Source organism: Streptosporangium sp. NPDC050148, from assembly GCF_055586505.1.
In genome coordinates this window covers 175,735-196,306 of record NZ_JBVJIA010000004.1, presented here as the reverse complement: position 1 = coordinate 196,306, position 20,572 = coordinate 175,735, and the positions used below count along the sequence as shown (strand labels likewise).

Genomic DNA, 20,572 nt, shown 5'->3' with positions numbered 1-20,572 from the left:
GACATGAGGTAATCTCGGGAGGTACCGCCGGACGGCCGGCCGGGGTCGCACGGGCAGGCGCAGCGAAAAGGATTTCGTCACGATGACGGGCAGGCGGTCACGTTCGGTGACCATAAGTGACGTGGCCTCGCTGGCCGGGGTGTCGATCGCCACCGTGTCCAAGGCCCTCAACGGCAGGGACAACGTCCGCCCCGACACCCGCAGGCGGGTGCTGGAGGCGGCCGAGCAGCTCTCCTTCCGGCCCAACGCGCTGGCCAGGAACCTGCTGACCGGGCAGAGCCGCACGGTCGGCCTGCTCACCAGCGACAGCGTGGGACGGTTCGGCATCCCGGTCCTGCTCGGCGCGGAGGACGCCTTCGGCGCCGGGGAGATGGCCGTGGTGCTGTGCGACGCGCGCGGCGACGCCATCCGCGAGCAGCACCACCTGCGGATGCTGCTCTCCCGCCGCGTCGACGGCCTGATCGTCGTGGGGGAGAGCACCGACCCGCGGCCCTCCATCAGCCGCGAGCTGCCGATCCCCGTGGTGTACGCCTACGGCCCGTCCGACGACCCGGGCGACGTGTCCTTCACGCCCGACGACGTGGGCGGCGCCGTGCTCGCCGTACGGCACCTGCTGGCCACCGGGCGGCGCAGGATCGCGCACGTCACCGGGCCCACGCACTACAAGGCCGCGGCCGACCGGGCCGAGGGGGTGCGCCGGGCGCTGGGCGAGGCCGGTCTCGAACAGGCCGGCGAGACCCTGTACGGCGCGTGGTCCCAGCGCTGGGGGCGGCAGGCCGCCGAGATGCTGCTGCTCACCCAGCCCGGCCTGGACGCGGTGTTCTGCGGCAGCGACCAGATCGCCGCCGGTTTCATGGAGATCGCGAGGGAACGCGGCCTGCGCCTGCCCTCGGACGTGGCGGTGATCGGCTACGACAACTGGGAGGTGCTCTCGGCAGAGACCAGGCCGCTGCTGACCAGCGTGGACCCGAACCTGGAGAGGCTGGGGCACACGGCCGCGCAGCACCTGTTCGCCGCCATCGACGGCCGGGCGGCCCCGGGCGTGCACTCCATGCCGTGCCGCCTGGTGATCCGGGAGTCCACCGCGCCGCCCGCCCCCGCCTGAACCGCCACCCGGGAACGCGACGCCCTGGAACACGGCGGCCGGGAACACGACGCCCTGGAACGCGGCGGCCGGTCCGGACCCGAGGGTCCGGACCGGCCGGTGACGGTGCGATGTGGGTCAGAGGCCGTAGCGGCTCTTGAGGTGCCGCCACCAGTCGCGGAACATCCAGGCGTCGAACTCGGTGATCCGGCTCGCGCTTCCCGCCTTCATCAGGAAACCGCCGACGCCGGTGGGCGTCCAGTCGTAGAAGTCGTCAAGGCCGAAGCTGTGCCCTATCTCGTGGAGCAGGATGTGCATGTCGGGGGCGTCGATGTTGTTCACGAAGTACTCGCTGCCGAGACGCTGGCCCCAGTCACCGCCCGCTCCCCCGCCCATGCCCGCGGTGAGCCACAGGGACATGTCGTAGTGGCGCGCGGCCCCGCCCGGGCAGTTGGGGTACTGGCCGTTCTGGTTGAAGAACCGGCCGCAGGCCGGGGCGCACTGGGGGGCGTTCTCCCGGATGTCGTTGACGTAGACGTCCACGGAGTTGTCGCTCCACTGCAGGGTGGCGCGGTCGCGTACCGCCCAGCCGACCACCTTGACCGGGACCTCCGTGTACGGCCAGCCGTTGTGGCCGACCATCAGGTCCATCCACTTCTTGAACTGCCGGGCGAGCGAGGCGTGGATCCGGTCGCGCAGGGCTGCCGAGACCGGCGCCGAGGAGTCCCAGCGCACGCAGTAGTTGATGCTCCCGCGGTTGGCCATGATCTGGTCCCAGCCGTAGTTGCGGAACACGGTGGGGCCGGGGTTGTAGGTGCTCTCGACGTGCCGCCAGACCTGGTCGAGCGGGGTGACCAGGTTGGCGGGCGGGTTCCAGCCGGTGGTGCCGCCGCCGTTGCCCGGCGACTCGGTGGAGTACGCCTTCACCTCCAGCAGGCCGACCGAGGCCGCGCCGCTCTGCAGCACCACGCGCAGCCGGGAGGAGGAGACGCTGTTGAAGACGACCTTGTTGTAGGCGTTGACGGCCGTGGGGTAGCCGCTCGCACCGGCGACGTCGGCGTAGGCGCTGCCGTTCCAGTACTGCAGCCTCCATGAGGCGGGCACCCGCACGCCGCCGTTGTCGTCGAAGAAGTACACCTGCGCCGAGCGCAGCGTCTGGGGCCGGCTCCAGGTCAGCTCGGCCCACTGGGTGCCGGTCTCGGGCCAGGTGCCCCAGCGCGGGTTGGCGGTGTCGTTAGAGCTCGGGGGGTCGATGTCATCCTTGATCGCCGCGATGCTCTCCCAGGAGGAGGTGTAGGAGGCGCTCGCCGTGGCGGAGACCGCCAGGTTGCCGTCTCCGGGTGCCGCGGCCAGGGCGGTGTCGGCCGGGGACATCAGCAGGCCGAGGATCAGGGCGGGCACGGCCGCCGTCCACCATCGTCTTCCCATGTGTGCGAACCTCCGTGGGGGGTCGGGTCTCGAACGCCGGGAGTGCGCGTCGTCCTCGTCACCTTTCCCGTTGGCGCCGACAGGATTTGTTAGCGATAACAGAAACCCTTTACGCAACGGTCAGAGGGGTGGAAGTCCTCGTTGGGTGACAAGGTTTCCCAGAGTGTTGGGGATGCGAAAAACCCTGTCAAGCCCGCACCCGCGCGGCCGTCCGTCCCCTGCGGGCTCGCGCGGCCCGGCCCGGTCCGGGACTCCGCGCCGCGGGGCCGTTCCCGCGCGTGCGGTGGAACGTGCCCGCGGGGTCTCCCGCGGGCGGCCGGGTGACGGTCGCGCGGCGCTCACCTCCCCCGAGGCGGCGCCCGCCGGGGCGGGCGGGGCGGACACGGGCGTGCTCCCCCGGTGGTCCTTCCACCGGAGGAGCACGCCGGGCGTCCCGCGGGTCCCCGGGACCGGGGACCGATGAAACTTTCACGCCGAGGGGGCCGTGCCTCCCATGATCACGGAGGGTGCCGATCCTCCCCGCGGTCGCGGGGCGGGACGGCCTCCCCGTGACCGCGGAGGAGGCCGGCCCCCTCGCGACGGGCGGCCCTGTGACCACGGAGGGTGCCGATCCCTCGTGATCACAGGGCAGGGGTCAGTTCCTCGTGATCACGAAGCTGGACCCCGGTTCCCTCACGATGTCGCCGTCGGCCGAGCCGCTGATCGTGACGTTCGTCAGCGTCGCGTTGCCGCGGGCGCCGCCCATGGCCAGGATCCCGGCGCCGTTGTTGGACTTGGTGATCCTCACGTTGGTGATCGCGACGTTCGGCATGTTGCCGCCGCCGGTCTTGAACTGGATGCCGTCGTAGGTCGAGTCGTGGATGTCGGTGTCGCGGATGGTGACGCCGGTGATGTCCCTGGTCGACGGGAACAGCGTGATGGCGCCGAACTCCTGGTCCTCGTTCCAGAAGGCGCCGCCGGTGCGGTAGAGCCCGTTGCCGGCGAGCAGCGTGGTCCCCGAGAAGGGCAGGGGGCTGTGGTCGGTCGCCAGCATGATGCCCGGGTAGTTCATGGTGTCGTAGATGAGGTTGTTCTCGGCGGAGTTGTCGTACCCGCCGTAGATGGCGATGCCGTTCGCCCGCCAGGGCAGCTGGATGGTGTTGTTGACGAAGTGGTTGTCGTGGGTGTTGTCGACGACCTGGTCCTTCACGGCCTGGTTGGCCCAGATCGCCAGGGCGTCGTCGCCGGTGGTGCGGAACGAGGAGTTGAACACCTTCGAGTTGCGCGTGCCGTTGGTGAAGTTGATGCCGTCGGCGTAGGTGTTGCGGATGCGCATGCCGCTGAACAGCAGGTTGTCGCCGGGGCCCCACAGGGCCGGGATGTTGTCGTAGTCGCGGCCGACCCAGGCGCCCACGTTGGCGTGCTCGATCCACACGTTGGTGATCTTCGTGTTCTCGCCGAACCGGCCGTTCAGGCCCACCCCTCCCTCGTCGTTGCCGTCCCCGCCGCGGATGCGGCCCGAGCCGAAGATGGCGATGTCGGAGATCTGGGTGTTGCTGTCGATGTCGAAGCCGAAGTTGCCCTCGTGCGGGTGGTTGATGCCGCCCACCACGTCCTGCGGCTCGGTCAGCGTGTACAGCTGGGAGTGCCACATGCCCGCGCCGCGGATGGTGACGTTCCTGATGCCCACCTGGTTCCACTGACCCCGGTTCAGCGGGTCGTCGGTGAGGATCTTCTGCTCCTGGCGCCACTGCCCCGCCGGGATCCACACGCAGCCGATGACGCCGTTCTGGTCGTCGGTCACCGCCCGCTGCAGGGCGGCCGTGTCGTCGAGCCCGTCGTTGGGGACCGCGCCGTAGGCGGTGATCGAGGTGCACCCGGCCGGCTGGCTGGTGGGCGGCGCCACCTGCTCCAGGTCGATCAGGTCGATGACGTAGAACGAGGCCGTGTCGCTCGCGTCACGCTGCAGCCGGAACTTCGTGCCCGCGGGGTAGGTCTGCGACAGCAGCGCGTTGGACTCGTCGAACAGCCGCCGCGCGTCGGCCTGGGGGGTGTTCGTCAGCGCCTCGGGGCCGTCGGTGTTGCCGTACAGCCAGCTGTGGCGCGAGGAGAGGGTCAGCTTCCTGGCGAAGGTGCCGTTGATGTAGAGGCTGATGCTGGCGTCGATGCCGCCGCCGTTCGGGGCGTCGGGGATGGAGTTGCGCACCACGATCGAGTTGGACGGCGCGGTCGAGGTGAACTCGACGAACTGCCCGGTGCTGTTCAGCCGTACCGACTTGCGGCCCGAGGACTCGGTGGCGAAGTTGGTGTGCCCGAAGGTGCGCAGCGGGTCGGTCTCCAGCAGCGTGCCCTGGTAGACGGCGGACTCGGCCTCGTACTCCGTCCACGGGACCGCGGCGCCGCGCCCGACCACGATGGCCTGCGAGAAAGTGTTGTTGGTCTCGTTGGTCTCGGTGACGGTGTTCGTCGCGTCGGCGGTCGCGGTGAGCGTGGCGCCTCCGCTGACCGCGGTCCAGCTGCCGCTGACGGCCACGTTGGCGGTCGTGCCCGCGGCGATCGACGGGGTCGTGGTGTTGAGCGTGGTGCCGCCCGCCGTCAGGCGGGTGACCGTGGCCGCGCCCGTGGCGGCGCTGCCGCGGTTCCGCACCGCCACGGTGAACGTGACGGACGCTCCGACGGCCGGGTTCGCCGGGTTGGAGGTGATGCCCAGCACCTGCAGGTCCGGGCCGGGGGCCTCGGTGACCACCAGCGGTGAGGACGCGACCAGGGTGTTGTTGTCCTCGTTCCGCTCGGCGACCGTGTCGTCGGCGTCCACCCTGGCGCCGACCGTGTAGCTGCCCGCGCCCCGGGTGCCGATGACGTGGGTCACCGTGGCGCTGGCGCCCGCGGCCAGGGCGGGGACGGCGGCGGTGCCGGCCTGCGTGCCGGCGAGGGAGAGGGTGACGCTGTCCGCCGGGGAGGCCGCGTTGCCCGCGTTCCTGACCGTGGCCGAGAGCGTGATCGCGCTGGTCTCGGTCGGTGAGGACGGCGTCCACGACAGGTTCGTGACCGTGAGGTCGGGACCCGGCGCGGGGACGCCGAGCACCTGGAACTCGGCGACCTGCCCGCCGGGGGCGCCGCTGTTGGCGGTGAACCTCAGCTGGACGTCGGCGACGTTCGCGGACACGTCGATCCGCACCGTGTTGCCCGAGGCCGGGTTGAAGGTGTGGTTGGCCGCCGACACCAGGTTCTGGTAGGTGGTGGCGTTCCGCGCGCGGCCCAGGACCTGGATGTTCTGCGTGCGGGTGCCCCAGGAGGGGTCGGGGTTGAGCCTGACGACCACCGCGTTGACGGAGGCGTCGGCGCCGAGCCTGACGGTCAGCGTGTTCGGGAACGCCCCGGAGTTCGCCTCCCAGTAGGTGGCCGGGTTGCCGTCGTTGGCGTTGGCGGCGACGAACGAGTGCACGTGCCCGGAGGCGGTGATCTCCTTGCCGAGCGCCAGGTTCGTCCCGGGGTCGCCGGTGCCGGTGCGGGTCACGGCGTTGCTGTCGGCCGAGCGGTTGCCCGCCGCGTCCCTGGCGCGCACCGTGTACGTCACGGTCGCCGACGCGGGCTGGGTGTCGGTGTAGGTCAGCACGGTGCCGACGCTGCCCCGCAGCTGCCCGTTCGCGTAGACGTCGTAGCCGGTGACGCCCACGTTGTCGGTCGAGGCGTTCCAGGTGAGCCTGATCTGACCGGCGGCCGGCTGGGTGAGGGCGAGGTTGCCCGGGGCCGACGGGTTCTGGGTGTCGCCGCCTCCGGCGGCGCCGTAGATCTCGAACTCGGAGATCTGCGCGGCGGGCCAGCCGGTGTTGGCGGTGACGTTGACGCGCCAGTACCGGTGGGTCGCGGCGGCGAAACCGATCGTGACCGTGTTGCCGGTGGCCGGGTCGAACGTGTGGTTCGCCGAGGCCACGACCGTGCTGTAGGCGGAGCCGTCGGAGCTCCCCTGGATCGAGAGCATCTGGGTGCGGGTCTGCCAGACGGCCGGCGCGGGCACCTTCAGGACGATCCGGTCGACGCTCGTGGCGGCGCCCAGGTCGATCCGCGCCCACCCGGGGAAGCTGTTGTTGGCGCTCTCCCAGTAGGTGGACTGGTCGCCGTCGTTGACGGCCGACACCTCGTGGCCGGCCGTGGCGCTGGAGGCCTGGGTCGCCTTGCCCGGCGACAGGTTGGGGCCGGCCGCGGCGGAGGCCGGGACGGCCGCCCCCATCACCAGCAGCCCGGTGGCGACCATGGCCGCCACCAGCCGTAACGGTCCGTACGGCTTTCTCATTCGCGTTCCTCTGTCTCTCGTCATGCACGACGGGGTCGGGGCGTGAAGGCATGCGCCTTCACCGCTCACGGATGGGGGGCAGGTGCACGGCTGCGGCGCGTTCCTGAGGAATTGCGAGAAGAGTAAAAAAGACTGCATGCTTTTGTACAATTTTTGCTTAGCTTTGGCCAAGGGTTACATACGTGCTACGGGCGCGTCAACGGCCGGGAAACCTCTTTTCACACCCCCGCGCACGGCCCCCACACTCGGGCCCCAGGCCGCCGCACCCGAGCCGCCAGGCTGGCGCGTCCGGACCGCCAGGCCGCCGCACCGACGGAGGGCGCACCGGAATCCGGGCCGGCGGCACGGCACCGGCCCGGTGATGATCGGGGGTGACTAGGAGGACGAGACGTCGATCACGCGGTCGCGCAACCATCGGTGAGCCGGGTCCGCGTCGAGCCGGATGTGCCACATCAGCGACACCGTCACCTCGGGAGCGCGGAAGGGCAGCTCGAAGGAGCACATCCCTCGCCGCAGGCCGGCGGTCTGACGCTCCGGAACGGTGGCGACCAGGTCCGAGGCCTCCGCCAGCGCCAGCGCGGCGCCGAAGCCGTCCACGACCGTGACGACCTCCCGCTCGTGACCTGTCGCGCGAAAGACCTCGTCCACCAGCCCCTCCGTCAGGCCGCGCCGCGAGACGTTCACGTGCCGCGAGGAGGCGTACCGGGCCGCGGTCACCTTTCCGGTGCTCAGCGGGTGCTCGTTTCGCACCACCCCGATGAAGCGGTCGTTGAACAGGGGCTCGCCCAGCACGTCGGGAGGCAGGGCGTTCTCGATGACGCCCGCCTCGAGGTCGACCATGCCCTCCCGCAGGGGAGCGATGTCCTTTGTGGTCTTCCGCAGGAACCGCAGCCGCACGCCGGGTGCCTCGCGGCCGATCTCCGCCACCAACGCGGGTCCGAACCTCTCCACGAACCCGTCGCTGCCGCGCAACGCGAACGTCCGCTCCAGCGTCGCCAGGTCGAGCCTCTCGGCCGGCCGGAGGACGGCCTCGGCCTCCTGGACGAGGGCACGCACCCGCTCGCGCAGCTCCAGGGCGCGGGGCGTGGGCACCAGCCCTCGACCGGCTCGTACCAGCAGCGGGTCGCCCGTGGCCCGCCGTAACCGCGCGAGCGCACGACTCATCGCGGACGGACTGAGCGCGAGCCGCTGCCCCGCCCGCGTCACGCTGCCCTCCTCGAGCAGGACGTCGAGGGTGACCAGCAGGTTGAGATCGGGACGGACCATGTGCGAAGGATCTCACGACCCAGCCATGACATGGCGTTTCACGCACAGATGGCTTTCCGATATTGCGCCTTCCGCCATGTCGAGGCAAAACCTAGGTTCGGTTACGACCCCATCGCGCCATCGACCCCGAAAAGAGCCGTCATCGTGAAAGCAGCAACCGAACCCGAGCCCGAGCAGGCACCGCCCGCACGCCGTCCGCCCCTGATCCGGGCACTCGCCGCCCTGTCACTTTCGATGCTCCTGCCCTCGCTCGGCACCGGCATCGCCAACGTCGCCCTGCCGGCCGTCGCCGTGGCCTTCGGCGCCGCCTTCAACGACGTCCAGTGGGTCGTGATCGCCTATCTCCTGGCCGTCACGACCCTGATCGTCGGAGCCGGCCGGCTCGGCGACCTCGCCGGCCGGCGTCGCGTCCTGCTGGGCGGCATCGCCGTGTTCACGCTCGCGACGCTGCTGAGCGGTCTCGCCCCGAACCTTCCGATCCTGGTCGCCGCCCGGGCGCTCCAGGGAGCCGGCGCCGCGTGCATGATGGCGCTGACCATGGCCGTCGTCGGCGAGACGGTGCCCGCGAACCGCACAGGCAGGGTGATGGGGCTGCTCGGAACGATGTCGGCGGTAGGCACGGCGCTGGGCCCCGGCCTCGGTGGCGTCCTGATCACGGTCTTCGGCTGGCGCGCCGTCTTCCTCGCCGTCGTGCCGCTCGGCCTGATCGCGCTCCCGCTCACCTTCTGGGCGCTGCCGGGCTCCACGCCGGCGGTGACCTTCGCAGGCGGGCGGTTCGACGGCGTGGGCACCGCCCTGCTGGCGATCACGCTGGGGACCTACGCGCTGGCCATGACGATCGAGGGGAACTCCTTCGGCCCGCTCACCGTCGGGCTGCTCCTCGCCTCGGGGGCGGGCCTTGCCCTGTTCGTCGTCGTCGAGCAGCGGGTCTCGTCCCCGCTGCTCACCCTGTCGATGTTCCGCGACCCCGTCCTCGCCGCCGGGCTGACGACGAGCGCTCTGGTCTCGACCGTCATGATGACCACTCTCGTCGTGGGGCCCTTCCATCTGGCCTGGGCGCTCGGCCTCGACTCGGCCCTCGTCGGCCTGGTGATGTCGGCGGGCCCCGCCGTGGCCGCCCTGACCGGCCTCCCGGCGGGCCGCGCCACCGACCGTTTCGGGTCCGGGACCGTGGTGGTGGCCGGGCTCGCCGGCATCATCGGCGGCGCCGTGGCACTCTCCTTGACGCCCGCGTCCGCCGGGGTCATCGGGTATGTCCTGCCCCTGGTCGTCGTCACCGCCGGTTACGCGCTGTTCCAGGCGGCCAACAACACCGCGGTGATGAAGGACGTCTCTTCGGGTCGGCGTGGCCTGCTGTCGGGCACGCTCAACCTCTCCCGCAACCTCGGCCTGATGACCGGCGCGTCGGTCATGGGAGCCGTCTTCGCCTTCGCCGCGGGCGACGTCGGCACCGCCACGCCGGCGGAGGTGGCTCGCGGAACGCACTGGACCTTCGCCGTCGCGGCCCTCCTCGTGACCTTCGGGCTGGTCGTGGTCCTGATTCTCCGGCCGCGCCCCGGCTCTCACCCGGCCACGGCGCCGACGCCCCTTCGCGGTGGCCTCGGCTGACGACGGACCGGGCCCATGACAGGGCGTGGCATCGGGATCGGGATCGGGATCGGCCGGGAGGGGGTCAGGAGTGGGAGCGTTCGTCCACCACCTGCACCAGCTTGCCGGTGCGCGGATTCGTCACCAGCTCGGACGGGCGCACCCATTCGACCGACAGGGGGTGGATGAAACCCTCGTCCGCGTGGTCGGGGTACAGCGGGCGGGCCTCGTGGACGGCGTCGACGAGCCTGCGGGTCAGCTCCGCCGGGGGTTCCCCGGCGCAGGCGTGGGCGAGCCGCAGCACCAGGCCGTCCTTGCCGTCCCAGCGGCGCTGCACCAGCTGCACCCCGGACACGACCCGGTCCGGGTCGGCCGAGGCGAGCGCCGCGCGGACGTCCTCGGTCCTCATCGTCACCATCCCCACCCGGGCTCCCTCGATCGCCCTGCCGACCAGCCGGAACCGGCGGAGGTCGTCGCCGGCCCACTCGGCCAGGTCCCCGACCGGGTACCGGATGATCGGCATCAGGGTCCGGAACAGGTTGGTGACCACCACCCGGCCCGGTACGCCGGGCACGGTGATCGGCTCGCCGGTCACCTCGTCGACCAGCTCCACGATCGTGCGGTCGGGGAACGCCTCGTGGACCCGCGGGTCGTCGCCGGGCACCGGCCCGCCGATCAGCCCGCCGTCCACCGACGCGTACCCGAGCGAGGCGATCGCGGCTTTGGGAAAGGCCCTGGTGAGCTGGGGCCGCAGGTCGTCGAAGAGGAGGTCGCCGGCGAACAGCAGCAGCTCCACCGTGTCGGCCGCCTGCCCCCGGGCGCTCACCACCTCGGCCACCGCGCCGAGCTTCATCGGCGGGCCCGCCAGCACGTTGACGCCGAAGACGGTGATCAGGTCGGCGACGTACTCGTTCGTCGTGGCGCCGCCGACGGGCAGCCGCACGTTCTCCACCGGGGCGTGGTGCAGGGCGTTCTCGATGTAGAGGAACCCCCCGTACAGTTCCCCGGCGAAGAACAGGTTCGCCACCCGGTGCCCCGGCCTCAGGCCGGCCCTGACCATGCCGGCCCCGAACGCGGTCACCGAGTCCGCGTGCTCGGTGCGGGTCCAGGGGGAGAACTTCGGCGCCCCGGTGGTGCCGCCGGAGGTGTACACGCCGGCGTCGGTCAGCGGTCCGGTCAGCAGCCGGTTGTCCGGCCACGTGTTCGCGGCCCAGAACTCCGTCTGGTCGATGATCGGCAGCTGGGTGAGGTCGGAGACGACGTCCGGGACGTCACGGTACAGCTCCGCGTAGAACGGGGAGTTCCTGCGGGCGAAGTCGACCAGGACGTGCAATGGCTTAGCGGGCATGTGTCGTTCCTTGTCTAGTCGGTACGTCGCGCCGCGGAGCGGGGTGCGGGCGGCGCGGGGCGACGGCCGCCCTCATCGCGGCGTCCTCGCGGGCGTGCCGGAGACCATCACGCTCTGCCCGCGGAACTCGGCGACGACCTCACCCGAGGCGCGCCGCACGGTCACGTCGTACACGCCGCCCCTGCCGTGGCGGACGCGCTCCACCGCCTCGGCCACCAGCTGGTCGCCGGCGGCGGCCGGGCGCAGGAACGTCACCTGCGCGCTGTGCGCCAGCGTGACCGGGCCGTGGGTGTTGCACGCGTAGGAGAACGCGGCGTCGGCGAGGAGGAAGAGATACCCGCCGTGGGCGATCCCGTGCCCGTTCATCATGTCCTCGGAGACGCGCATCCGCAGCCGTGCCCGTCCCGTGGTGATCTCCTCGATGACGATGCCGAGCGACCGGCAGGCCGGGTCCTCCTCGTAGGCGGTCCGGGGCGGGTCCTGTTCCGCGCTCATGCCTGCCTCACCGTCGGCCCGGTGCCCGCGACCCAGGTCCTGGCCAGGGCCTGGACGGCCGACCCGTCCCCGTCGGCGAGCTTGTGCGCCAGATAACCGGCCACCCGGTCACTGGTCGGGATGCGGAACGGCGGTTCCTCCGCGGTCAGCGCGCCCACCACCACCTCGGCCACCTCCCACTTCGACTGGCCTCCTCCCCAGCCCTGACCGGCCAGCCGGTCGATGTAGCCGGAGAACGTCCGCGCGTACGGCCCGGAGGCGGCCTGGATCGTCTGCCGGTTGATGTCGGGGAAGTAGCCGAACCGGGTGTCGTGCACGAAGCCGGGCACGACCACGCAGACCTTGACACCGTGCTCGGCCGCGACCGGCGCGAGGCTCTCCATGAAGCCCTCGACGGCGAACTTCGCCGCCGCGTACGCCTCGTTGAAGGGCTGGCCGACGACCCCGTGCACGCTGCCGACGCTCAGCAGGCGGCCCCCGGCGGCGCGCAGCAGCGGCATCGCGGCGCGGCTCACGGCGACGACCCCGAAGAAGTTCACCTCCAGGTTGGCCCGCAGGGCCTCCGTCGTCGACATCTCCATCGTGGGGTCGAAGTTGGAGATCCCGGCGTTGTTGACCACCGCGTCCAGTCCCCCGTGCGCCTCCCGTACGCCCCGCAGGCAGGTGGCGACGGACTCCTCGTCGGTGACGTCGAGGCGGCGGACGTCCAGCGTGACCCCGGCCCGGCCGGCCTCCTCCAGCAGCTCGCGCGTCCTGTGCGGGTCGCGCACCGTGGCCACCACGGAGAACCCCGCCCTGGCCGCGGTGACCGCGGTCGCCAGGCCGATGCCCGACGACGTCCCCGTGATCAGCACCGTCCCGCGCCGCGCCGTCATGACGTGCTCTCCGAGGGTTCCGGCTCGGCCCGCCGTTCGGCCTGGTCGAGCAGCGGCTGGATCCTCGTCGCCGGCAGGAACGACAGGGCGGCCAGCAGCGTGCCGGCGACCATGACCGTCCTGGTCGCGCCGAGCACGCCGAGGTCGTCGGTCAGCAGGGTGACCGCCAGGCCGCCGAGGAAGGCGGCCAGCGGGATCACCCCCCAGGTGGCGGTACGGAAGGCCGCGTGCGTCACCCCCTGGTTCTCCGCCGCCATCCGCGACTGCCGGATCGGGGCGCTGCAGACGTTGATGCACGACATGAAGAAGCCGTAGAACCCGATGGTCACGCCGATCACGAGCGCGGGCGGCAGCGCGGGCGCGGCGAGGACGCCCACGCCGACCAGGCAGTGCAGCAGGAGCGCCCACGCCATGGTCCGCCCGAGGCCCAGCCTGCCGGCGATCCTGGGCGCGGCGACCGCGCCGAGCACCGCGCCGACCGCGGCCGCGGACATCACCGCCCCGAACACGCCGACCGAGACGCCCAGGCCCTGGTAGGCGAGCACCGGCAGGACCGTGACGAAGACGGGCCCGCCCGAGTTCAGGATCACGGCGGCGACGATCACCCGGCGCAGGACCGGGTCGGCCCAGTTCAGCCGGAACCCCAGGGACAGCCGCGACAGCACCGACCCCTGCTGGACCGTCCTGGTCCCCCACGGCCGCATGGAGCGCAGGCAGAGGGCGGAGACCAGGTAGGTCGCCGCGTCCACGAGCAACGCGGCCACCCCGAGCGCGTGGTACAGCCCCGCGGCCACCGAGGGGCCCGCCACCTCCGACACCGTCCTGCTGCCCTCCAGGCGCGAGTACGCCCCGACCAGCCGGTCCTGCGGCACCGTGGCGGGCACGGCCACCAGGTACCCGACGTTGAAGAAGATCGTGGCGCCGCTGATCAGCGCCACGCAGGCGAACAGCACCGGCGTCGACAGCACCCCCCACCAGTACGTCACGGGGATGGCGATCACCGCCGCCAGCCTCACCAGGTCGCACATCACCAGGGTCAGGCGCTGGTCCCACCGGTCGACCAGCACGCCGGCGACCGGTCCCAGCAGGGGGATGCCGAGGTACTGGGCCATGGCCACCACGCCCACCTCGAACGGCGAGGCGTCCAACGCGAAGATCATCAGGGCGGGCACCACGAACACCGTGATCCGGTCCCCGAGGAGGCTCACCGTCTGGCCGCCCCAGAGCAGGTTGAACTCCCGGCCCGTGGAACCCGGAGAGCCCGTGGACGCCGGGGAGCCCGCGGAGCCCGTCGGCCTCATGGCTCCTCCCGTACGACGAAGGCCGCGGTCTTCCCGGTGCGATCGTTGCTGACCAGCGCGTCGACGACCTCCACCCGGAACGACCCGGGGTCGTGCTGGAACGCCGTGCTGATCGTGAACGTCGAGGACATCAGGTCCGCGCGCAGCCGTTCCGCCAGGTCCGGCGGCGCGTCCCGGTCGGTGAGCAGCAGCACGTCCACCGTGGACACCCGGCCCCGCCGCTCGGTGATCAGGACCTGCGCCCGTGAGACCCCGGGCTCCCGCTCGGCCCGCTCGACGACGTCGTTCACGTGCAGCCCCAGCCCGCGCACCTGTACCACCGAGTCGCGGCGGCCCAGGATCCGCACCGCCCTGTCCTCGCCGCCGCACTCGCACGTCACGAACCGGCCCGCGTCACCGGTCCGGTACCGCAGCACCGGGTTGAGCATGTCCGGATTCAGGGTGGTGAAGTCCAGCAGCTCGTCCGCGTCCACGTGCACCAGCTGGTCCGGCAGGAGGTGGAAGACGTCCGGCGGGCACCGCGGGGTGTTGGTGCCGGCGACCCAGGTCTCGGTACTGCCGAACATGCCCCAGCGGCGCGCCAGCGGCGCGACCTCGGCGATGTCCTCGTCGAGCTGCGGGTGCCACGCCTCCCCGAGCCAGAGCACCTTGCGCAGCGCGGGAAGGGTCGTCCCGGCCGCCCGGGCGTGCGCGAACCACAGGCGCAGCACGCTCGGCGTGCCGCCGATGGCGGTCACGCCCCTGGCGGCGAAGAACCCCAGCCAGTCGCCGTACTCCTCCCTGCCGACCGAGCCCAGCGCGATGACGTCGCACCCGGACAGGTCGGCGAAGGCGGCGGCCAGGAAGTGGGCGCCCCACATGCGGCCCGCGCCCCAGGCGTTGACGAAGACGTCGTCCCGCTCCAGGGGGCGCCACCGCTCGTACACGCCGTCCATGTAGAAGCCGGTGGGGGCGTGGCCGACCTTGGGAGCGCCGGTGCTGCCGCCGCTCTGGAAGATCCAGGTGGCGCCGCGCCCGGCCTTCGGGCTCAGGTGCGCCAGGGCCACGTTCAGGTCGTCCTTCACCAGGACCGGCAGGGCGGCGACGTCCCCCAGCGTGAGCACCTTCTCGTGGCCCGCGTACCGCGGCGCGAGCTCCGGCACGCTCCGGAGGCGCTCCAGGGAACGGCGGGGAACGCCCAGGTGCGGCTCGGCCGCCTCGGGCGACAGCGAGAACGACGCGGCCGTGTCGCCGGGCGACGGCGAGAACGATTCGGTCATGTCAGAACCAGCTTTCAATGGTCGTGTCCGCGGCGCCCGCGGCCAGCCACCGGGCGTGGGCGTCGCGGTAGGCGATCCAGCGCGCCCGGGTGATGTCCCGCTGGAGCTTCCGCTCCGGATCGCCGTAGTCGGGGGCGATCACGCCGTCGGGTTCGAGCTCGGAGAACCAGAAGCGCTCACCGTCGAACAGGAAGTCGACGCAGAAGAACGGGACGGGCACCTTGCGGTAGAAGTACGCCGTCGCCTCCGCCAGCTCGGCGGGGACCGGCGGGAACTCCATGGTGGCGCCGCGGCTGGCGTTGGCGACCGGCGAGCCGGGCTCGGGGATGCGCTTCATGACGGCGTACGGCTCGCCGTCGACGACGTAGACCCGGTAGTCGACCGTGCCGTCGCCCAGGTAGGGCTGGATGACGAGGGTGGTGTCGCCGCCCTGGGCCAGGCTGGCCAGGCCCCGGATCTCCTCGGAGTCGCGGGCCAGGTTGACCCCGCCGCCGCCGCACCATCCCGCGGGCTTGACGATGGCCGGGTAGGTGAGGTCCTTGAGCGCCACCTCGTACAGGTGCTTGCCGATGTCCCGCCCGGTGCCGATGCGGAGCGTGGGGATGATCGGGACGGGCGAGTCCCTCAGGTGGAGCATCGTGGCCAGCTTGTCGTTGGCGACGGCCGACAGGCCCGGCGGGAACGACAGGTAGAAGCCGGCCCGCTCCAGCACCGCGTACAGCGCGTACTGGTTGAAGATGTCCATGGACTGGTACGGCAGCGAGTACAGCGCGGTGATGAAGAGCGTGTCCTCGGGGGTGACGAGCTCGTCGTCCACGTGGACGCGCGGCCCGCCGGGGCCCAGCAGGTCGACCGTCACGGCGTCGGGCGCGTGCCTGGTCCAGCCCAGGCCGAGTTCGGCGGCCACGTCGGCGTAGACGTCCCAGAAGAAGTCGTGCCACATCGCGGTCGCGCGGCTCGACTCCCTGTCGGGAAAGATCCAGCACATGCGGCGCAGCGTGCTCGCGGCGGCGGGGGTGGCCGGGGTGGCCGGGGTCATGGTCGTCCCTCTCCGTCGGCCCACCAGCGGCGGCCCGACTCGGGCAAGGTGTCGATCGGGTCGTAGAAGGGGAACCGGCGGTCCTGGGGACCGTCGCGGTCGAGGCCCGTCCCGTGGCTTCCGGCCCAGTACGAGATGCCGCGTTCCCGGTCGTACTCGACCACCTGGTGCACCCAGCGCTTGCCGGCGTACGGCACGTCGCACACGATGCGCGGCGTCGCGTAGCCGGGCAGGTAGCCCATGATGGCCTCCTGGAGCCGCTGGGCCCGGTGCACCGGGATCCGCCAGTGCTCCGCGTTGGGGATCATGTCGCAGAGGTAGAGGTAGTACGGCAGGATGCCCGCCTCGCCCTGCAGGGCGAAGCACAGGTCCAGCAGGTCGGCCGGGGTGGTGTTCACCCCGCGCAGGAGCACGCCCTGGTTGCGCACGTCCCGCACCCCCGCGTCCAGCAGGGCCCTGGCGGCCTCGGCCACCAGCGGCGTCACCGACCGGACGTGGTTGGCGTGGGTGTGCACGGCCAGGTTCACCCCGCGGCGCCGGGCGAGGCCCGCGATCCGGGCCATCCCCTCGAGCACGCCGGGCTGGAGCCAGTGCTGCGGCAGGCCGACCAGCGCCTTGGTCGCCAGCCGGATGTCGCGTACGGACTCCAGTTCCAGCAGCCGCAGCACGAACGTCTCCAGCCGGGGCCAGGGCACGTTGGCCACGTCGCCGCCCGAGACCACCACGTCCCGCACGCCGGGCGTGCGCTTGAGGTAGTCCAGCATCAGCTCCTGCCGGTCGGCCGGCTTGAGGACGAGCCGGGTCTTGACGACCTGCGGGGTCGAGGCGCCGACCAGGTCCATCCGGGTGCAGTGCCCGCAGTACTGCGGGCAGGTGGGCACCAGCTCGGCCAGGACCTTGGTCGGGTAGCGGTGGGTCAGCCCCTCCACCGCCCACATCTCCGCCTCGTGCAGCGAGTCGCGCTGCGCGCGCGGGTGGCTGGGCCAGCGCGGGTGGCGGTCCGAGTGCACCGGCAGCATGTACCGGCGCACCGGGTCCGCCATGAACGCCTCCGTGAAGGAGGCGGGGTCGCTCCCGGCCTGCGGCGCCATCACGTTGAGCATCTGCGGCGGGATCAGCATGGACATGGTCGCGAACCGCTCCACGTCGGCCGCCAGGTCGGCGTAGAAGGAGTCCTGGAGCAGGTCGCCCACGACGGCGCGCAGCTCCCTGGCGTTCTTCACGCAGTGGGCGCGCTGCCAGCGGGCGTCGCGCCACTGCGCGTCGCCGACGCCGCGCCAGCCCGGCAGCCGCCGCCAGTCCGGCTCGACGAGCGGCCGGCGCACGTAGGTGTACGGGCGGTGGGAGGCGTCGGTGTTCATCGGGTGAACATCGCGGCGTGCCGGGTGCGGAGCTCGCGCTTGAGCACCTTGCCGGTGGGACCGAGGGGGAGGTCGTCGCCGGTCCGGGCGATGACCACCGCGTCGAGCGTGGCCAGGCCCGCGTCGGCGAGGGCCTTGTTGGCCTTCTCCCGTACCTCGTCGGCGGTGACGTCGCCGGCGTCGGCCTGCAGCCGCACCACGGCGATCGGGCGCTGCCCCTCCCCCGCCTTCCCGGGTACGCCGACGACCGAGCAGTCCTGGACGAGGGCGGCGCAGTCGGCGATCAGGACCTCCTCGACGGGCAGGCTGTAGACCGGCCCGTCGGCGGTCTCGATGACGTCCGCGGTCCGGTCGAGGTGGTAGAAGTTGCCCTCGCCGTCCCTGCGGGCCACGTCGCCGGTGAGCCAGTAGCCGTTGAGCTCGAAGCTGCGGGTCAGCCCCGGGTCGTTCCAGTACCCCGGGGTACGCGAAGGCGTGATCACCGCGAGCAGGCCCACGGTGCCGTCGGGCACCTCCTCGCCGTTCTCGTCGAGCACCGCGGCCTTGATCACCGCCTCCTGGGCCTTGCCCACGCAGCGGTCGTCCCGCGGGCTCTCGGGCGTGGTCACCTGGCCGAAGAGCGCCATCCCCATCTCGGAGGAGCCGAGGCCGTCGATGAACTGGGAGCCGGGCAGCGGCTCGCCCGCCGCGGCGCCGTCCGGGAGCAGCCACGGCTTGATCAGGCCGGCGGGCCGCTCACCGAGCCGGACCAGCCGCCTGATGTGCCCGTGGTGCGCGCTGTCCCCGGTGTTGAACCAGGAGTGCACCCTCGCCGCGCCCCTGACCGGGAGCTCCCCGGTGGCGAGCTCGACGAACGTCCGCGGGAACGAGGCCATCATGGTCGGCTGGAACGCCTCCATGACCGGTTCCACGACCGCGCGCCGCCAGTCCGCCATGATCACGGTCGGCAGCCCGAGCAGCACGGCGGTGAGGAAGTAGCTGAGCCCGCCCGCGTGGGTGTGCGGCATGAGGGACATCAGCCTGTCGTACGGCTCGGCGGGGAAGCGGAGCATGCGCGGCTGCTTGCCCTCCCAGAACTGCCGGTGGCCCAGGATCGTCGACTTGGGCGTTCCGGTGGTGCCGGAGGAGTGGATCAGCGCCACGACGTCGTCCGGGGCGTGCCGGTAGGGGTACTCGGCGGGGAGCGCGGACGGGTCGGCGCCGTGGGCCCTCACCTCCGCGGCCGGGACGATGAAGCGCGGCCTGTTGTGCGGCGCGTCACGGTAGGCGAGGCGCAGCCGGGTCGGGTCGTCGGCCACCACACCGGCGACACCGACGTGGTCGAGGTAGCGGACCATGGTGTCGAGCCGCATCGCGTCGTTGACCATCGCCGGTACGGCGCCGAGCGCGGTGAGGGCCAGGAAGTGGAGCAGCGGCTCCAGCCCCTCCCCCACCACGACGCCCACCGGCTCGCCGGGCCGTACGCCGTTGGCGTGGTACCAGGCGGCGTACCGGTCGCGCAGCGCCGCGAGGTCGGTCAGGCTGTGGCCGCGCAGCACCACCCGGCCGCGGTGGTCGTCGTGGTGGCCGTACACGAACGGCACCCCGCGGTTGGGGTTGGCCTCCAGGGCGTACTGCAGGAAGTTCCCCGCGCCGAGGTCCGGCTCGGTCATTAGTGATCGCCGGACCGGCAACGGCGCGATCGAGGTGGCGTCAGGCATGGATGTCCCTTCATCTGTACGTCGCGATGATCTCCGCGGCCGCCCGGTGCCCCGACCGGACGGCGCCTTCCATCAGGCCGAAGAACTCCACGCTCGTCTCGGTGCCGGCCCAGTGCACCCGCCGGTGCGGGGTCGTCAGGTGCGGGCCGAGCCGCAGCCAGTCCCCCGGTCCGAAGAGCGCCGCGTAGCATCCGCGGCTGTACTCCTCGCCGATCCAGTCGGTGGCGTGGAACCCGATCGGCCGCGGCAGGCCGGGGAAGAGCCGCGCGGCCTGGGCGAGTGCCCGCTCGCGCCGCTCGTCCCCGGACAGCCGCGAGAACCGGTGCGCCTCCCTGCCGGTCACGAATCCGGTCAGCACGCCCACCCCGCCGTCCGCGGGCGAGTCGTCCACGGTGGACAGCAGGGGGCCCCGCGCGCTGACCGACCAGCCGGACAGCCCGTGCTCCCGCCAGGCGGGCGCCGGGTAGACCAGGTGCACCTTCACCGCGCACCCGGGTGCCGTGCGCCCGGTGGAGCGGGGTGCGGGCGGCGCGGGCCGGTGGTCGATCGTGTCGGCCAGTGACGGCGGCACCGCGACCACCACGGCGTCGGCCCGCAGCGATCCGGCGGGGGTCGTCACGGTCACGCCGCCGTCGTCCTGGTGGATCGCGCGCACCGGCTCGTTCAGGCGTACCCGGACACCCGGCCCGGCGGCCAGCCGTTCGCACAACAGGTGCGCCCCACCGGCGATCCGGTGTTCCTGCGCACCGCCCTCGAAGGCGTTCAGGTAGCGGATCCCGCCCCCGGAGCGGAGGTAGAACGCCATGTGCAGGACGGAGACGTCCGCCGGGTCGGCGGCCATCATCTCCCCGAGGAACAGGGGGAAGAACAGCCGCGCGTCCGGATGGCGCAGGTGCTCGCGCGCCCACTCGGCCGCGGTCAGCGCGTCGAGGCGGGCGGCGTCCGCCGCCGACCACGGGGCGTCCAGGCCCGGGGTGCGGACCAGCTCGTCCAGGGCGTCGAACATCTCGCCGAGCGCGACCGCGGACAGCGGCGGGAACCGGCCGGGCCTGGTGCGCTCGTCGCCGCCGAGCGCGAAGCGGCTGTCCCCGGCCACGGCGGCGGGCGTCGTCTTCAGGTCCAGCCCGGTCATCAGGGCGGTCAGCGCGGTGTGCCGGTCGCCCAGGTACGCCGCCCCGGCGTCCACCCAGCCGCCGGGCGCGACCTCGATGCCGCGCGTACGGCCCCCGACCCGGTCGCGCGCCTCGAGGACGGTGACCTCCAGGCCGTGCGCCACCAGGTCGGCGGCGGCGGTGAGGCCCGCCAGCCCGGCCCCGACGACCACGACGCTCACGTCAGGCTCGCGATCTTCTTGTAAAGGGCCTCGGGGGTGGGCGCGTCCAGGAAGTCGTCGAAGTCCAGTTCCACGCCGCAGGCGCGCGCGATCGCGCTCAGGACGCGGGTGGCGAGCAGGGAGTCCCCGCCCATGATGAAAAAGTCTGAGTCGCTATTTATGCTGCTATTTTCTAGAACGTTCCGAAATATGCCGGTCAACTCGTCCACGCTCATAGAAAACC

The 20,572-nt window shown here is 72.1% G+C and carries 15 protein-coding genes; 2 read left to right on the top strand and 13 right to left on the bottom strand.

Annotated features, from left to right (window positions below):
- The first annotated feature begins 106 nt into the window (after positions 1-106).
- Positions 107-1,105 (top strand): LacI family DNA-binding transcriptional regulator, encoded by a 999-nt coding sequence (locus tag ACZ6RT_RS05825; RefSeq protein ID WP_399194254.1) that lies wholly within the window; start codon positions 107-109, stop codon positions 1,103-1,105.
- Positions 1,106-1,222: 117 nt separating this feature from the next.
- Here the strand turns inward: ACZ6RT_RS05825 and ACZ6RT_RS05820 are convergent, their stop codons facing one another.
- From ACZ6RT_RS05820 to ACZ6RT_RS05810, 3 genes are all read right to left on the bottom strand, one after another.
- On the bottom strand, positions 1,223-2,512 hold the full coding sequence (locus ACZ6RT_RS05820) for a hypothetical protein (RefSeq protein ID WP_399194263.1): 1,290 nt from the start codon (positions 2,510-2,512) through the stop codon (positions 1,223-1,225).
- Positions 2,513-3,146: 634 nt separating this feature from the next.
- A complete protein-coding gene (locus ACZ6RT_RS05815; protein WP_470152388.1) occupies positions 3,147-6,785 on the bottom strand; it encodes a CARDB domain-containing protein in 3,639 nt (1,212 codons plus the stop codon).
- A gap of 375 nt (positions 6,786-7,160) precedes the next feature.
- Entirely contained in the window at positions 7,161-8,051 is an 891-nt protein-coding gene (locus ACZ6RT_RS05810; RefSeq protein ID WP_470152387.1) for a LysR family transcriptional regulator, read from the bottom strand.
- A 144-nt stretch (positions 8,052-8,195) separates the two neighbouring features.
- Here ACZ6RT_RS05810 and ACZ6RT_RS05805 point away from each other — a divergent pair, with 144 nt between their 5' ends.
- A complete protein-coding gene (locus ACZ6RT_RS05805; protein WP_470152386.1) occupies positions 8,196-9,659 on the top strand; it encodes an MFS transporter in 1,464 nt (487 codons plus the stop codon).
- Positions 9,660-9,723: 64 nt separating this feature from the next.
- On the opposite strand, the gene ACZ6RT_RS05800 is transcribed toward ACZ6RT_RS05805, so the two are convergent.
- The 10 genes from ACZ6RT_RS05800 to ACZ6RT_RS05755 all read right to left on the bottom strand — a co-directional run bounded on the left by ACZ6RT_RS05800 (position 9,724) and on the right by ACZ6RT_RS05755 (position 20,564).
- Positions 9,724-10,986: a phenylacetate--CoA ligase family protein gene (locus ACZ6RT_RS05800; RefSeq protein WP_470152385.1), complete on the bottom strand. Its 1,263-nt coding sequence runs from the start codon at positions 10,984-10,986 to the stop codon at positions 9,724-9,726.
- 72 nt (positions 10,987-11,058) lie between these two features.
- On the bottom strand, positions 11,059-11,481 hold the full coding sequence (gene paaI / locus ACZ6RT_RS05795; RefSeq protein ID WP_399194273.1) for a hydroxyphenylacetyl-CoA thioesterase PaaI: 423 nt from the start codon (positions 11,479-11,481) through the stop codon (positions 11,059-11,061).
- Complete coding sequence (locus ACZ6RT_RS05790; RefSeq protein WP_470152384.1) at positions 11,478-12,356, bottom strand: SDR family NAD(P)-dependent oxidoreductase; 879 nt, start codon at positions 12,354-12,356, stop codon at positions 11,478-11,480. Before ACZ6RT_RS05790 ends, paaI begins: the two co-directional genes overlap by 4 nt.
- Positions 12,353-13,657: an MFS transporter gene (locus ACZ6RT_RS05785; protein WP_470152383.1), complete on the bottom strand. Its 1,305-nt coding sequence runs from the start codon at positions 13,655-13,657 to the stop codon at positions 12,353-12,355. Before ACZ6RT_RS05785 ends, ACZ6RT_RS05790 begins: the two co-directional genes overlap by 4 nt.
- Positions 13,654-14,916 carry an AMP-binding protein gene (locus ACZ6RT_RS05780; protein ID WP_470152382.1) on the bottom strand — a complete coding sequence of 421 codons (1,263 nt, stop codon included), beginning with the start codon at positions 14,914-14,916 and terminating at the stop codon, positions 13,654-13,656. Before ACZ6RT_RS05780 ends, ACZ6RT_RS05785 begins: the two co-directional genes overlap by 4 nt.
- Before the next feature lies 1 nt (position 14,917).
- Positions 14,918-15,955 carry an ATP-grasp domain-containing protein gene (locus ACZ6RT_RS05775; protein ID WP_470152381.1) on the bottom strand — a complete coding sequence of 346 codons (1,038 nt, stop codon included), beginning with the start codon at positions 15,953-15,955 and terminating at the stop codon, positions 14,918-14,920.
- Entirely contained in the window at positions 15,952-17,316 is a 1,365-nt protein-coding gene (locus ACZ6RT_RS05770; RefSeq protein WP_470152380.1) for a KamA family radical SAM protein, read from the bottom strand. Before ACZ6RT_RS05770 ends, ACZ6RT_RS05775 begins: the two co-directional genes overlap by 4 nt.
- Positions 17,313-19,016 carry a class I adenylate-forming enzyme family protein gene (locus ACZ6RT_RS05765; protein ID WP_470152379.1) on the bottom strand — a complete coding sequence of 568 codons (1,704 nt, stop codon included), beginning with the start codon at positions 19,014-19,016 and terminating at the stop codon, positions 17,313-17,315. Before ACZ6RT_RS05765 ends, ACZ6RT_RS05770 begins: the two co-directional genes overlap by 4 nt.
- Positions 19,017-19,026: 10 nt before the next feature.
- Positions 19,027-20,349, bottom strand: a complete 1,323-nt coding sequence (locus ACZ6RT_RS05760) for a flavin monoamine oxidase family protein (protein ID WP_470152378.1) — start codon at positions 20,347-20,349, stop codon at positions 19,027-19,029.
- Entirely contained in the window at positions 20,346-20,564 is a 219-nt protein-coding gene (locus tag ACZ6RT_RS05755) for an acyl carrier protein (protein WP_470152377.1), read from the bottom strand. The genes ACZ6RT_RS05760 and ACZ6RT_RS05755 overlap by 4 nt, the downstream gene beginning before the upstream one ends.
- Positions 20,565-20,572: the final 8 nt, after the last annotated feature.

Coding starts and splice junctions, on each gene's coding strand:
- ACZ6RT_RS05780 (WP_470152382.1), bottom strand. CDS start 14,916: ATGACCGAATCGTTCTCGCCGTCGCCCGGCGACACGGCCGCGTCGTTC.
- ACZ6RT_RS05775 (WP_470152381.1), bottom strand. CDS start 15,955: ATGACCCCGGCCACCCCGGCCACCCCCGCCGCCGCGAGCACGCTGCGC.
- ACZ6RT_RS05820 (WP_399194263.1), bottom strand. CDS start 2,512: ATGGGAAGACGATGGTGGACGGCGGCCGTGCCCGCCCTGATCCTCGGC.
- ACZ6RT_RS05815 (WP_470152388.1), bottom strand. CDS start 6,785: ATGAGAAAGCCGTACGGACCGTTACGGCTGGTGGCGGCCATGGTCGCC.
- ACZ6RT_RS05810 (WP_470152387.1), bottom strand. CDS start 8,051: ATGGTCCGTCCCGATCTCAACCTGCTGGTCACCCTCGACGTCCTGCTC.
- paaI (WP_399194273.1), bottom strand. CDS start 11,481: ATGAGCGCGGAACAGGACCCGCCCCGGACCGCCTACGAGGAGGACCCG.
- ACZ6RT_RS05790 (WP_470152384.1), bottom strand. CDS start 12,356: ATGACGGCGCGGCGCGGGACGGTGCTGATCACGGGGACGTCGTCGGGC.
- ACZ6RT_RS05800 (WP_470152385.1), bottom strand. CDS start 10,986: ATGCCCGCTAAGCCATTGCACGTCCTGGTCGACTTCGCCCGCAGGAAC.
- ACZ6RT_RS05765 (WP_470152379.1), bottom strand. CDS start 19,016: ATGCCTGACGCCACCTCGATCGCGCCGTTGCCGGTCCGGCGATCACTA.
- ACZ6RT_RS05770 (WP_470152380.1), bottom strand. CDS start 17,316: ATGAACACCGACGCCTCCCACCGCCCGTACACCTACGTGCGCCGGCCG.
- ACZ6RT_RS05755 (WP_470152377.1), bottom strand. CDS start 20,564: ATGAGCGTGGACGAGTTGACCGGCATATTTCGGAACGTTCTAGAAAAT.
- ACZ6RT_RS05785 (WP_470152383.1), bottom strand. CDS start 13,657: ATGAGGCCGACGGGCTCCGCGGGCTCCCCGGCGTCCACGGGCTCTCCG.